General features: G+C 69.5%; 12 protein-coding genes. 6 read left to right on the top strand and 6 right to left on the bottom strand.

From position 1 onward, the window contains the following. Window positions 1-34 precede the first annotated feature (34 nt). Window positions 35-511, bottom strand: a complete 477-nt coding sequence (locus BEP68_RS02240) for a hypothetical protein (RefSeq protein ID WP_053098345.1) — start codon at window positions 509-511, stop codon at window positions 35-37. 114 nt (window positions 512-625) lie between these two features. Here BEP68_RS02240 and BEP68_RS02235 point away from each other — a divergent pair, with 114 nt between their 5' ends. Beyond that, window positions 626-1360, top strand: a complete 735-nt coding sequence (locus tag BEP68_RS02235) for an SDR family NAD(P)-dependent oxidoreductase (RefSeq protein WP_053098346.1) — start codon at window positions 626-628, stop codon at window positions 1358-1360. A 96-nt stretch (window positions 1361-1456) separates the two neighbouring features. Here the strand turns inward: BEP68_RS02235 and BEP68_RS02230 are convergent, their stop codons facing one another. From BEP68_RS02230 to BEP68_RS02220, 3 genes are read right to left on the bottom strand one after another with little or no spacing between them, the layout of a single operon-like run. Continuing rightward, the gene (locus BEP68_RS02230; protein ID WP_171821966.1) at window positions 1457-2377 is read right to left on the bottom strand and encodes a carbohydrate ABC transporter permease; all 921 of its coding nucleotides are present in this window, start codon (window positions 2375-2377) and stop codon (window positions 1457-1459) included. Window positions 2378-2379: 2 nt separating this feature from the next. Next, on the bottom strand, window positions 2380-3354 hold the full coding sequence (locus BEP68_RS02225; protein WP_053098347.1) for a carbohydrate ABC transporter permease: 975 nt from the start codon (window positions 3352-3354) through the stop codon (window positions 2380-2382). A 30-nt stretch (window positions 3355-3384) separates the two neighbouring features. After that, the gene (locus BEP68_RS02220; protein ID WP_056275906.1) at window positions 3385-4629 is read right to left on the bottom strand and encodes an extracellular solute-binding protein; all 1245 of its coding nucleotides are present in this window, start codon (window positions 4627-4629) and stop codon (window positions 3385-3387) included. A 288-nt stretch (window positions 4630-4917) separates the two neighbouring features. Here BEP68_RS02220 and BEP68_RS02215 point away from each other — a divergent pair, with 288 nt between their 5' ends. Genes BEP68_RS02215 through BEP68_RS02195 form a run of 5 tightly spaced genes read left to right on the top strand, consistent with a single transcriptional unit; the run spans window position 4918 to window position 9425 of the window. Further along, window positions 4918-5814 (top strand): SIS domain-containing protein, encoded by an 897-nt coding sequence (locus BEP68_RS02215; RefSeq protein ID WP_187249097.1) that lies wholly within the window; start codon window positions 4918-4920, stop codon window positions 5812-5814. A 24-nt stretch (window positions 5815-5838) separates the two neighbouring features. Then, window positions 5839-6831, top strand: coding sequence for an ROK family protein (locus BEP68_RS02210; RefSeq protein WP_187249096.1), 993 nt, complete (start codon window positions 5839-5841; stop codon window positions 6829-6831). Further along, the gene (locus tag BEP68_RS02205) at window positions 6828-7769 is read left to right on the top strand and encodes a 1-phosphofructokinase family hexose kinase (protein WP_187249095.1); all 942 of its coding nucleotides are present in this window, start codon (window positions 6828-6830) and stop codon (window positions 7767-7769) included. The genes BEP68_RS02210 and BEP68_RS02205 overlap by 4 nt, the downstream gene beginning before the upstream one ends. After that, the gene (locus BEP68_RS02200) at window positions 7766-8620 is read left to right on the top strand and encodes a ketose-bisphosphate aldolase (RefSeq protein ID WP_187249094.1); all 855 of its coding nucleotides are present in this window, start codon (window positions 7766-7768) and stop codon (window positions 8618-8620) included. The genes BEP68_RS02205 and BEP68_RS02200 overlap by 4 nt, the downstream gene beginning before the upstream one ends. A 28-nt stretch (window positions 8621-8648) precedes the next feature. After that, on the top strand, window positions 8649-9425 hold the full coding sequence (locus BEP68_RS02195; protein WP_187249093.1) for a DeoR/GlpR family DNA-binding transcription regulator: 777 nt from the start codon (window positions 8649-8651) through the stop codon (window positions 9423-9425). Between the two features lie 21 nt (window positions 9426-9446). On the opposite strand, the gene BEP68_RS02190 is transcribed toward BEP68_RS02195, so the two are convergent. Continuing rightward, window positions 9447-9875 carry an META domain-containing protein gene (locus BEP68_RS02190; RefSeq protein WP_187249092.1) on the bottom strand — a complete coding sequence of 143 codons (429 nt, stop codon included), beginning with the start codon at window positions 9873-9875 and terminating at the stop codon, window positions 9447-9449. 303 nt (window positions 9876-10178) lie between these two features. Next, on the bottom strand, window positions 10179-12629 hold the full coding sequence (locus tag BEP68_RS02185) for a CHAT domain-containing protein (protein ID WP_187249091.1): 2451 nt from the start codon (window positions 12627-12629) through the stop codon (window positions 10179-10181). Window positions 12630-12663 lie beyond the last annotated feature (34 nt).

The following is a 12663-nucleotide window of genomic DNA, read 5'->3' as shown; positions in this document are numbered from 1 at the left end:
CGGCGACGACGCATCGGAGGGTGCGGGATCCCGCTCAGCGCGAGGCGATCCCGACGAGAGCGGCGACGAGCCCGGCGATCACCAGGACGACGATCGCGAGGATGTGCACCACCTTGCCCACGACGAGCATCGGCAGGTCGGGTCCGTCGTACGACGCGGGATTGAAGAGCGTGCCGCGTGCGCGGAAGCTCCAGCGCATGCCGAACCCGATGCGCCGCAGCGCGTGCGACGGTGCGGCGAACGTCTGCCCGCGCTCTTCGCGTGATGCCTTCCACGCAGCCTGCACGGCATACCAGGCGATGACGAAGAACGGCATCGCGAGAGACACGGCCCAGGCGATGAGCGCGACGCCGATCACGGTGCCCATCCCGGGGTCGAGCTCACGGATGAAGAACAGCCCGAGAGCCGCGAGTCCGACGGCCACGGGCACCAGCACCACGCCCCACCCCCACCCGGGGTGAGCGTCTTCCGTCGGCCGCCTCTCGACGCGCCCCGCATCCTGCCAGGTCATGTGATCCCCCCCCGTCTCACCGCGCCGGATGGCGGAGTCGACCGTGCCAGAGTACCGGGAGCGGTCGGTTCCTGTCGGTGGAGAGGATGCTGAGCATCGCGAGAGGATGGGGTCATGACACGCATCCTCGTCACGGGCTCCACGGACGGTCTCGGCCGCGCGACGGCCGCCGCACTTCTCGACCAGGGCCATCGGGTGATCGTCCATGCGCGCAGCGCGGATCGAGCAGCCGCCGTCTCATCGCTGACGGATCGCGGTGCCGATCTCGTCATCGCCGACCTCACGGATCGCCGCGCCGTCAGGGATGTCGCCGACGAGCTGAACGGGGGAGCGGAGGTCGACGCGGTCATCCACAACGCCGGTGTCATCTCGGGGTCCGGCATCCTGCCCGTCAACGTGGTCAGTCCCTACCTGCTCACCGCGCTGCTGCGCACGCCCACACGTCACGTCTACCTCAGCAGCGGGATGCATCGCGGCGGCTCGACCGATCTCACAGAGCTCGACTGGGACGGCTCGCGGACGACGGCCAGCTACTCCGACAGCAAGCTGTTCGTCACGGCTCTGTCGGCGGCGGTCGCCCGACGGTGGGCGCCTCGCGTCGCGGCCGACTCGGTCGATCCTGGATGGGTGCCGACGAAGATGGGCGGTGCCGGCGCCCCCGACGACTTCGATCTCGGGCATGAGACGCAGGAGCGCCTCGCGACCGAGCCGCGTCTCGACGTCACCGGCGGATACTGGCACCACGGCGAGCGGCGCACACCCCACCCGGCCGTCGACGACACATCCTTCCAGGAGCGGCTCCTCGCGGCCCTCGCTGACGCGACCGGGGTCGAGCTGCCTGCGCGGTAGGCGTCAGAGTCGAGGTTCCCGTCGCAGTTCGTGCCGCTCGCGGGTGCGCCCGGCGGCACGAACTGCGAACCGGACGCCCCGCGACGGGCCCGAGGTCTACTTGACGCTGCCGGCGGTCAGGCCGCCGACGAGACGCTTCTCGATGAGCATGAACAGGATGACGACGGGCAGGATCGCGACGATCGAGACGCCGAACACGTACTGCCAGCTCGTCTCGTACTGACCGACGAACTTGGTCAATGCGACCGAGAGCGGCTGGTTCTTGTCGGTCGAGAGGATGACGAGCGATGCGGCGAACTCGTTCCAGCAGGCGACGAACGTGAAGACGATGGCCGTCACGATGCCCGGCCAGACGAGCGGCAGGTTGATCTTGAACAGCACGGTGAATCGCCCCGCGCCGTCGATCTGGGCGGCCTCGTCGATCTCCTTCGGGATGCCCGCGAAGAACGAGTGCATGATCCACACCGCGAACGACAGGTTGAACGCGGCGTTGATGAAGATCATCGCCGCCCACGTGTCGCTGAGTCCGAGCACCGTGAACTGGCGGAACAGGCCAGAGGTGAGCACGGCCGGCTGCAGCATCTGCGTCACGATCACCAGGAACAGGAAGACCATGCGCCCGGGGAACTTGAAGCGGGCGGTGTAGTAGGCCGCGGGCAGCGAGACCAGCAGCACGAGCAACGTCGCGAACACGGCGATGATGATCGTCGAGATGAGGTTGTAGGGCAGCGGCGTCTCGGGGGTCGACCACATCGAGATGTAGTTCTCCCAGTGCCACTCGATCGGCAGGTACGTCGGGTCGACCGAGCGGATCTGCGACTTCGTCTTCACGGAGCCGAAGAACATGATCAGGTACGGCAGCACGAAGATCGCGAGCACCAGGATGCCGGCGGCCATGCGCAGGATGACGCGGGGAAGCGTGACCTGGTCCTCGGTGTAGCGGCGCTTGCGTCCGGGGATGCGAGGGGCGGCGTCATCGCCCGCGGTGGTGACGAGGGCGGTCTCGGTCAGGGTCATGATCAGACCTCCTTCATGGGCTTGACGGCCTTGACGTAGATCGCGACGATCACGATCACGATGAGGAAGGCGACGACCGAGAGTGCGCTCGCGACGTCGACCTTCTTCTGCAGCTCGATGTACTTGAAGATCATCGTCATGATCGTGTCGGCGCCGTATCCGGGGATCGACCCGGTCATCACCTTGAGGATCGGCAGCGAGTTGAAGACGTTGATGATGTTGATGAGGATCGCGACGGCGAGGGCGCTGCGCAGCTGGGGCACGACGACCGTCCAGTAGGTGCGGGTCGCGCCGGCGCCGTCCATCTTCGCGGCTTCGAGGGTGTCGGCCGGAACCGTCTGGAGCCCCGCGAGGATCGTGTAGGTCGTGAACGGCAGCGAGACGAAGATCGCGATCACGATCGACCAGGCGAAGGCGGTGGCCGGGTTCTTGGTCCAGCCGTAGCCGACCGCGTCGTCTGCGAGCCCGATGTCGTAGAGGAACTTGTTGAAGACGCCGAAGTACGGCTCGAGGCTGTAGTAGAAGACCATCGTCGTCATCACGACGGATGCCGCCCACGGCACGATCACGGCCATGCGGACGATCTGGCGACCGGGGAAGGCCTTGTTGAGGATCTGCGCGAGCCCGAGCGAGATCATCACGGTGAAGGTCACCACCGCGACGACCCAGATGATCGTGCGGAACATGATCGGCCAGAACTCGGCGAACGTGAACACGGTCACGAAGTTGTCGAAGCCGACCGAGCCCTTGTCGAGGCCCGAGAGCGAGATGTCACGGGTGGAGTTGAAGAACATCACCCCGGCGGGGAACAGGACCACGCCGATGATGAGGAGCAGGGCAGGCGCGATCCAGGGCAGCGCCTGGAGCAGGTCCTTCCCTCCCGGCTTGCCGCGGGCGGCGCCCGATCGGCGGCCCGGGGTGCGGGGGCGGCCGGTGGCCGCCCCCGCGAGGTTCGAGGATTCTTTCGTCTGGCTCATGGGATACCCGAACCTCTCCGTCTGCGGGGCTCAGCCCGCGTCGACCTGTGCCTGGATCTCGGCCAGGACGTCCTGGGCCGGCTTCGACTGCAGCTGGCCGAACAGCGACTTGAAGGCGCCGTCGGTGGCCGACCACTTCTCGTTCGTCGACGGGTAGAACTGCGCGTCGGGCAGGACCTCGAGGAACGGCGCGAGCGCCTCCTCACCGGCGAGCTGCTCGGCACCGGACTTGGTGACGGGCAGGAAGCCCTCTGCCTGCACCCACGGCACGTACACGTCTGCCGAGTAGTAGTAGTCGAAGAAGGCGGTGATCGCCTCCTGCTTGTCGCCGTCGTTCTGGAAGGCCATCAGCTGGTCCATGACGCCGAGGGTGAAGGGCGAGCCGTCCTTCGTCGGGATCGGGACGATCGAGTAGTCGAGCTCGGGGTTGCCCTCTTCGATCTGGCCGACCGTCGGCGGCAGGCCGACCTGCATGCCGATCTTGCCCTGGATGAAGATATCCATCAGGGGCGAGCGCTGCGTCGAGCCGGGGTCGGCCTGCGTCGCACCGGCGTCGATCATCTTCTTGATCTGCTCGGCACCTTCGAGGTTCTCGGGGGTGTCGATCGTGATCTCGGACGCGTCGCCGAACGATCCGCCGCCGCCCCACAGCCACACGGCCGCTTCGGCCTGAGCCTCTTCGGAGCCGAGGGGCATGCCGTAGCCGGCCACGCCGCCACCGAGTGCCGACACCTTGGTCGCAGCGTCGAGCAGCTCGTCCCAGGTCGTCGGAGCCTCGACGCCGGCCTGCTCGAGCAGCGCGTTGTTGACGAACAGCGCACGGGCCGATGCGATCAGCGGCAGGGCGTAGGCCGTGCCGTCGACCTCGGCGTTCGCGAGGAACGCGTCCTGGAAGTCGGAGTAGGTCTCCTCCGAGACGACGTCTTCGACCGGGTAGAGCAGTTCGTCGCCGACGAATCCGGCGAACGGACCGCCGTTGTAGATGTCGGGAGCCTCGCCGGCCTGGATCTTGGTGGAGACGACCTTCTCGAGGTTGTCCCATGACTGCACCTCGAGGTCGACCGTGATGTCAGGGTTCTCCTTCTCGAAACCCTCGATCACGTCTTCCCACAGGCCCTTGGTGGCGTCGGAGTAGCTGGGGACCAGAAGGTTGAGCGTCGTCTCGCCCTCGGCGTCTCCGCCGCCTCCTGTCGAGCCGCCGAACCCGCACGAAGCGAGCGTGAGCGTGGCGGTGGCCGCAAGAGCGACAGCACCGAATCGCAGTGACTTCTTCATGTGTATTGCATTCCTCACTGTGTAGGTGGTGCACAGTCGCAAGCACAGCACGCGACGATGCGTGTGATCGCCTCCCCCGGTGGCGGGACGATCGGTTCAAGCCGGGTCGGCTCGAGGAACCCTCCATGGACCGGATCTCCGGAGGGGCGGTGGAACTTGTTCGATTATTTGTCAGGAGAATAAACAAATCAAGAGGAACCTTGCAACGATTCCTAATGTCGACATACTATGATCGAATAAGCCGCTAAACAATCACAAACTTGCAACATCTGGTCCGGAGGGCCCGACATGACCGAACTTCTGCCCGGCGCACACATGCGCGAAGAACTGAATTCGCAGCCTGAGACCTGGGCCCGCGCGGCGGATCTCCGCGACGCGCAGGCGCTGCTCCCGGCATCCGGAGCCCGCATCGCCGTCGTCGGCTGCGGAACCTCGTGGTTCATGGCGCAGTCCTACGCGTTCCTCCGCGAGACCGCGGGCCAGGGCGAGACCGATGCGTTCGCCGCATCCGAGTCGTTCGTCGACCGCGGCTACGACGCGGTCGTCGCACTGACGCGTTCGGGCACGACGACCGAGGTGCTCGAGCTGGTCGAGCGCATCAAGGGCCGCGTTCCCACGATCGGCGTGATCGGCGACGAGACATCGCCGCTCGTCTCGCTCGTCGACGACGCCGTGCTGCTGCCCTTCGCCGATGAGAAGTCGGTCGTGCAGACCCGCTTCGCGACCACGGCCCTGGCCCTCTTCCGTGCCTCACTCGGTGAGGATCTCTCCGGCGCGATCGCCGATGCGGCCGCCGTGCTCACGGCGGACTACGACGACGAGCTCCGCGACGCCGAGCAGTACTCGTTCCTCGGCCGTGGGTGGACGGTCGGCCTCGCGCACGAGGCCGCGCTGAAGATGCGCGAGTCGTCGCAGTCGTGGACCGAGTCGTACCCGTCGATGGAGTACCGCCACGGTCCGATCGCGATCGCCGCCCCCGGCCGCGTCACCTGGCAGTTCGGCGAGGCGCCCGAAGGCCTGGCCGCGCAGGTCGAGGCCACCGGGGCCCGCTTCGTGCAGCATCCGGTCGACCCGCTCGCCGACCTCGTGCGCCTGCACCGCGTCGCCCTCGACAGGGCCGTCGCCCGCGGGCTCGACCCCGACCAGCCGCGCAACCTCACGCGATCCGTCATCCTGGATGCATGACCCGACCCACCAGCGGAGCGATCGATGACCAGCACTGAGGATGCCGCGAGCATCGCCGACGTCGTGAGCGACGCGTCGGGCGAGCGGCTCGCCGCCGCGCGCCCGCTCGGTCACGGCGCGCCGGTGCTGGCGTTCGACGTGGGCGGCACCGACATCAAGTCGGCGCTGTTCGATGCCGACGGCACGGCTCTCGGCCTCCGCCGCACGCCGACCCCCGTCGCCGAGGGGGACCGCACGGAGGTGCTGATCGAGCGCCTGGGCGTGCTCGCCGCCGAACTGCGGGCCGACCACCCCGATGTCGTGCCGCTGGCGGCAGGACTCGTGGTGCCGGGGATCGTCGACGCGGAGGCCGGCCTCGGCGTCTTCGCGAGCAATCTCGGCTGGCGGAACTCGCCGCTGCGCGACCTCGCGTCGGAGAAGCTCGGTCTGCCCGTCGCGTTCGATCACGACGTGCGGGCGGCGAGCTGGGCCGAGCACCGCCTCGGCGGCGCCCGCGCCTACTCGAACTCCGTCGTGCTGGTCATCGGCACGGGCATCGCGGGTGCCCTGTTGGTGGGCGGCGAGCCGTACACCGCCGGCGGCTACGCGGGCGAGATCGGCCACTCGCCGATCGCCGACGGACCGGTGTGCGCGTGCGGTGCGCGCGGGTGCCTCGAGGTCGTCGCGTCTGCCGGCGCCATCGCTCGCCGCTATCGCGAGGCGACCGGAATCAGCCCCGACGGCGCGAAGGACGTGATCGCCCGCGCGGCGGCCGGCGACCGCGTCGCCTCCGAGATCTGGAACTCGGCGCTCGACGCCCTCGCCCTGTCCCTCGCGCAGCTCACCGCCGTCATCGCCCCCGAGGCGATCGTGATCGGTGGTGGACTCTCCCGCGCCGGGGGAGCGCTCTTCGACGAGCTGCGGGCACGACTGGCGGAGCGTCTGAGCTTCCATCGCCTTCCTGAGCTCGTGCCGGCGGAGCTGTCGGGCAATGCCGGCATCCTGGGCGCGGCGCTGCGCGCGAGGGAGCTGGCATGATCCTCACCGTCACCCCGAACCCCGCGCTCGACCTCACCTGGCACGTCGAGCGACTGACCCTCGGCGAGACCCACCGAGCGGATGCCGGTGCGGTGCGTGCCGGCGGCAAAGGCCTGAACGTCGCCCGGGTCGCCCACGCGCAGGGCGCCTCGGTGCTCGCCGTGTCGACGGCAGGCGGTCGCAGCGGTGTCGAGCTCGCCGCAGAGCTCGGGGCCAGCGGCGTGCCCCATCGCCTGGTCCCCGTGGTCGGAGCGACACGGCAGAGCATCGCGCTGGTCGACGAGACCCTCGGCGACACGACGATCGTGAACGAGCGGGGCGTGAACCCCTCCGACCCCGAGTGGGCTGCGATGCTGGGCGAGGTCGTCGATGCCCTTCCCGGCGCGCGCGTGCTCGTGGTCTCGGGCAGCCTGCCGCCCGGTGCTCCTGAGACGCTGCTTCCGCTGCTGATCGGCACGGCGCGGGACGCCGGTGTGCCCGTGATCGTCGACACCTCGGGTCCGGCTCTCCTGCACGCGGCGGATGCCGGAGCATCCGTGCTCAAGCCCAACGCCGCCGAGCTCGTCGAGGCGACCGGCATCACCGACCCGGTCGGCGGTGCCCGCTCGCTGATCGAGCGCGGTGTCGATCTCGTGCTGCTGTCGCTCGGCGCCGAGGGCATGCTCGCGGTCACGGCATCGGCGGTGCTCCATGCCCGTCTCGATGCCCCGCTGGCCGGCAATCCGACCGGCGCGGGCGACGCAGGGGTGGCCGCGTGCGCGGTGCTCTATGCCGACGGCATCCGTGATCCCGCCACGATTCTGCGACGCGCCACCGCCTGGTCGGCCGCCGCGGTGCTCATGCCGCTCGCCGGCGAGATCTCCGACGACTGGGCGGAGCTCGAGGAGCGCCTGGTCGTCGCCCCCTACGACTCCACCGTTCGAGAGGACCCTCTGTGACCCTGGTCTCCGCCCGTGAGCTGGTGACGGATGCCGCAGCGCGCGGCACCGGCATCGGCGCCTTCAACGTGATCCACCTCGAGACCGCCGAGGGGCTCGTTCGCGCCTCGGCCGACGCCGGACTGCCGGTGATCCTGCAGATCTCGCAGAACTGCGCCGACTATCACGGTGGACTCGAGCCGATCGCTCTGGCGACGCTCGCCGTCGCCCGTCGCGCGCAGATGCCGGTCGCGGTGCACCTCGATCACGCGGAGCGCCCAGAGCTCGTCGACGAGGCCATCGCCCTGGGCTTCGGCTCGGTCATGTTCGACGGCGGTGCGCTGCCGTACGACGAGAACGTGGCCCTGACCGCTGCCGTCGCCGAAAGAGCGCACGCGGCGGGCGTCTATGTCGAAGGAGAGCTGGGCGAGGTCGGCGGCAAGGACGGCGCCCACGCCCCCGGTGTGCGCACCGACCCCGACGAGGCGCGCGCGTTCGTCGCAGCGACCGGCGTCGACGCGCTGGCAGTGGCCGTGGGGTCGTCGCACGCGATGACCGATCGCACGGCATCGCTCGATCTCGAGCTGATCGCGCGACTGCGAGACGCGCTCGACGTGCCGCTGGTGCTGCACGGATCATCCGGGGTAGCCGACGCCGTGATCGCCGACGCCGTGAGGGCCGGCATGACGAAGATCAACGTCTCGACGCACCTGAACGGATTCTTCACCCGGGCGATCCGCTCGACCCTCGACGCCGATGCGAAGCTCGTCGACTCGCGCAAGTACCTCACCCCCGCGCGGGAGGCGCTCGCGGGCGAGGCCGCCCGAATGCTGCGCCTCTTCGCGCTCGAGACCGCCCAGGTCGCAGGGTGAGGCTCGGGATGCCGGGCAGGATGGTCACATGAAGCGCGCCGCCCGACTGAACGCGATCCTCGACCTGCTGGCCGCGGACGGCGAGGTGAACGTCGACGAACTGGTCGAGCAGTTCGGCGCCTCTGCCGCCACCACCCGCCGCGATCTCGACTCGCTCGCCGAGCAGCGTCTGCTCACGCGCACGCACGGCGGGGCGGTCGCGCACTCGGTCGCCTACGAGCTGCCGATCCGCTACAAGAGCCACCAGCGCTCGCAGCAGAAGGAGAGCATCGCCCAGGCCGCCGCCGCTCTCGTCGCGCCGGGCATGGTCGTCGGTCTGTCCGGTGGAACCACGACCACGGCCATCGCCGCAGCGCTCGCCGCTCGCGACGACCTCGCCGCAGGATCGGGCATCACGGTCGTCACCAACGCCGTGAACATCGCAGCCCAGCTCGCCACCCGACCCGACATCAAGGTCGTCGTGACCGGCGGGGTGATCCACTCGCGCAGCTATGAACTGGTCGGTCCGTTCGTCGAGCAGCTGCTGCGCGGAGTGCGACTCGACATCGCCTTCATCGGAGTCAACGGCATGGATGCCGTTGCCGGCGCCACGACTCAGGACGAGCGCGAGGCCGCCGTCAACCGCATGATGGCCGAACGCGCCCGCCGAGCCGTGGTCGTCACCGACAGCAGCAAGATCGGCACGGTGGCGTTCGCGGCCGTCGGCGGCTCCGAGCTGTTCCCCGTGCTCCTGACCGACGACGGCACGGATGCCGCGACTCTGGCCGCATTCCGTGACGCGGGCTACGAGGTCCTGACGGCCTGACCTGCCGTCCTCGCTCGCTGCTCAGTCCTCGGACCTCGCCAGCTCGCCGGTCGTTCCGTCGGTGGGGCCGAAGAGCTCGAGCGCGTCGCCGCGCAGCATCGCCCCGTCGGACAGCGCGAGCCAGGGCACCACCCCGTCGGGGCAGCCGGCATCCGTGTGCATCGTGAACTCGAGGTGGATGACTCCGCCGTTCGGGCCGCTCCAGTCGCCCGAGTGCCCGTTGCAGCCGTCGAAACCGACAAACGACCCATCCTCATTCAGAGTCAGCGTCACGTCGGGATCGTCCGGTGAGGCCCATTCGCCCACCGCCGCCGCACCCGGTGAGGGTGTCGAGTCAATGGCCGTGGGGGTCGGCGTCGCTGAATTCAGACCCTGGTCGGTGCACCCCACCGACACCGCAGCGCCGAAGACGGCCACTGCGATGAATGCGAGCACTCGTTTCGACCCCATGACGACCAGCTCTCCGCACGCCAGGGCACACTGCCTTCGGTGCTGAATGTGCCTGTGATCTTCGCACGCGGACTCGGCTCTCACAAGCAGCACAGTGCCGAACTCCTGGTGGGGATGCCGCGACCCCTCTCGCGACATCCCCGGAGCAGATGGTGTCCTGTCGTTCCCTCACACTCCCCAGTGCACGAGGGTCCCCAATTCGACTGCGCCTCCCTCGCACTTCGTTTCCGAAGTCCTTCGCGGCACCTTCTGGAGATAAGGAGCAGACCATCGATGTTCTGATACATCGACTGGAGAAAAGTTTCAGAGTCCGCTTCCGTGGCACTGAAATGGGGCACTGAGCCCGGTCGAATCGGCTGCCGTGGCCAGCGCGGCCGCCGGCCGTGCGCCCGCGGCCAGCTCGGTGTGCACCGCCCCGAGCAGCTCGCAGGCCACGTCGTCTGCCACCACGACGGGGGCGGCGATCACGCAGCCGGTGCCGGCATGCAACCAGACCCGCGTCATTCCCAGGGCCTCCTCGCCCCAGCGCACCGACGAGCGGCCCAGCTCACACGCCGAGAGCACCACGGTCTCGGGCGCGTGCGAGATCAGATCGACGTCGTACCCGAACAGGGTGCCGTCGACCAGTTCGAATCCCGAGAACAGCGGGTTGTCGACAGCGTGGCGGCCATGCGCGGCGATGTGCAGCACGTCGACCTGCTCGGCGAGCTCGGTGACGGCACTGACCCGCGCGCTGTCGCCGGTCAGCATGCTGGCTCCTGCCCACGCTGCGGCGGCCCGACGCACCTCCTCCTCGGCGCGCGCGACGCGGGGGCCGGTCGCGAAACCTGCCCGGGAGGCCTGTGCCCTGTGATCGTCGCCCGAGGCGGGGCGTCGACGTGAGTCGCCGAGCAGTCGCGACACCGAGGTCGCGATCGTGAACGGTGTTCCGCGCATTCCGGGGAGCATCGCCCAGGGGATGCCGCCCAGGATGCCCGGCACGGTGAGCGCCAGACGTGCGGCTCCGCCCGATGCCGCGCGCGCAGGTGCCAGGAGGGCAGCGTCCAGTCGTCGCAGCCTCTCGTCGAGCGAACGCGCCACGACGTGCGCCATCGGACCGCCATGGGTGAGGGCAGCCACGTCGAGGTCGGCGCGGAGTCCGTCGAGCGCGGCCTCGATGAGCGGCAGCGACAGCTCGACGATCGACGACCCGGATGCCGTCACGACGACGCACAGCAGCTCCTCGCGCGTGAAGACGTAGGCGAGGATCGCGGTGTCGGCGTCGAGCCGTGCCCTGGTCTCGGGCAGCCCGAGGCGCTCATGGTTCCTGCCGACCCCGGTCGAGGACCACTGCCGGTCGCGCACCCGATCGCGCAATTCGCGCACCCGAGCGTCGGTCGTCCAGTCCGACCCCGCGAGGTCGGCGCGCAGCATCCGCAACTCGGCCAGGTCGGACGACAGGTCGGCATCGTGCGGCGGACGCACGGGTGCCACCTGCTGGCTCAGGTGCCTGGCACGCTCGGACCACTCGAACAGCACCTCGGGATCGCGCGACCGTGCGGCGGCGGCGAGTCCGGCGAACATCAGCTCGGTGCCGTGCATCGCCACCGATGCCTGCAGGTCGAGCGCACCGAACGACTGCTGCCAGGCGGTGAGCAGGTCGAGGCCCTCGGCCGCGGCCCGGCGGGCCTCGGCATCCCTGCCCCTGCCGGCCGCCCGCATCGCCCGCACCTCATGCGCACGGATCCGCAGCGGGGTCGGCGCGTCGGTGCTGAGCCGGGGCAGGCGACCTCCGTCTGCGAGCCGAGCGGTGAGCGACACGGCGGTGGCTTCGGTGCGGAATCCTCCGCGGGTGAGCGCGTCGACCGTGCGGGTGAAGTCCTCTGCGGTCGGCGGACTCTGCGGTCGTGTCCGCAGCCGCGCCTCCAGTCGCACGGCCTCGGCGCGCGCAGCCCAGCTCTCGCTCCCCAGTGCGGCGAATCGACGGGATGCCGTCGCTGCGGCACGCTCGGCGCCTGTGGCGTCATGGCGCAGCAGCGACCGGGCGAGGTGCAGCTCTGCTTCGCCCCTGGCCTGCCGCATCCGCTGGGCGCCGAACCGCGCCGCGACCGCGCCGAGCAGCGCCTCGGCCTCGGTGGTGAGACCGGCATCGCGCAGCACCTCGGCCCGGTCGAGGTCGCTGATGGCTGCGGCGAGGTCGCTCGTGGCGGCGAGGATCGGCCGCGAACGGGTCATCAGCCCGAGCGCGGTGACGAGGTCGCCTCCGAGCAGCGCGGCGTAGCCGAGGTTGTGTCGGGCTTCGGCGAGCGGTTCGTCGGCGCCGTGGGCCTCATAGGCGGCGATGGCCCGCTGCAGATCGGCCGAGCAGTCGTCGAGCCGGTGCCTCTGCATGCTGACGATCGACCGGCTCATCAGGCAGTTCGCGCTCTCGATCGAGCCCACGTCGAGGCCGTCGATCGCCGCCGTGAGACACAGGTCGGCCTCATCGAGTCTGCCGTTGTGCATGAGCAGCGTGCCCAGCTGACCGTTCGCGAGGGCGACCGTCTCGTCGCTGAGGCCCGGGCGCGACAGCGCTTCGCGCGACAGCCTCTCGGCCTCGGCCGGTTCACCCGTCTGGGCGAGGACATAGGCCATGGTTCCGTCGATGCGGGCGCGCAGATCGGCGTCGTCGGTGCGCGCCGCTGCCGCGGTCAGTGCACGCCGCGCCTGCGCGAACCGTCGGGAGTTGGCTGCGTCGACGCCGCGCTGATGCAGCTCGAGAGCAGACAGGGGCATTGCACCAGAATGCCGGTATCCCTGGTCTCAGGGA

The organism is Microbacterium sp. 4-7 (assembly GCF_014332665.1).
Classification (GTDB): domain Bacteria; phylum Actinomycetota; class Actinomycetes; order Actinomycetales; family Microbacteriaceae; genus Microbacterium.
Note: the sequence above shows the minus strand (reverse complement) of the source record. Positions and strands in the feature narration are given on the sequence as shown.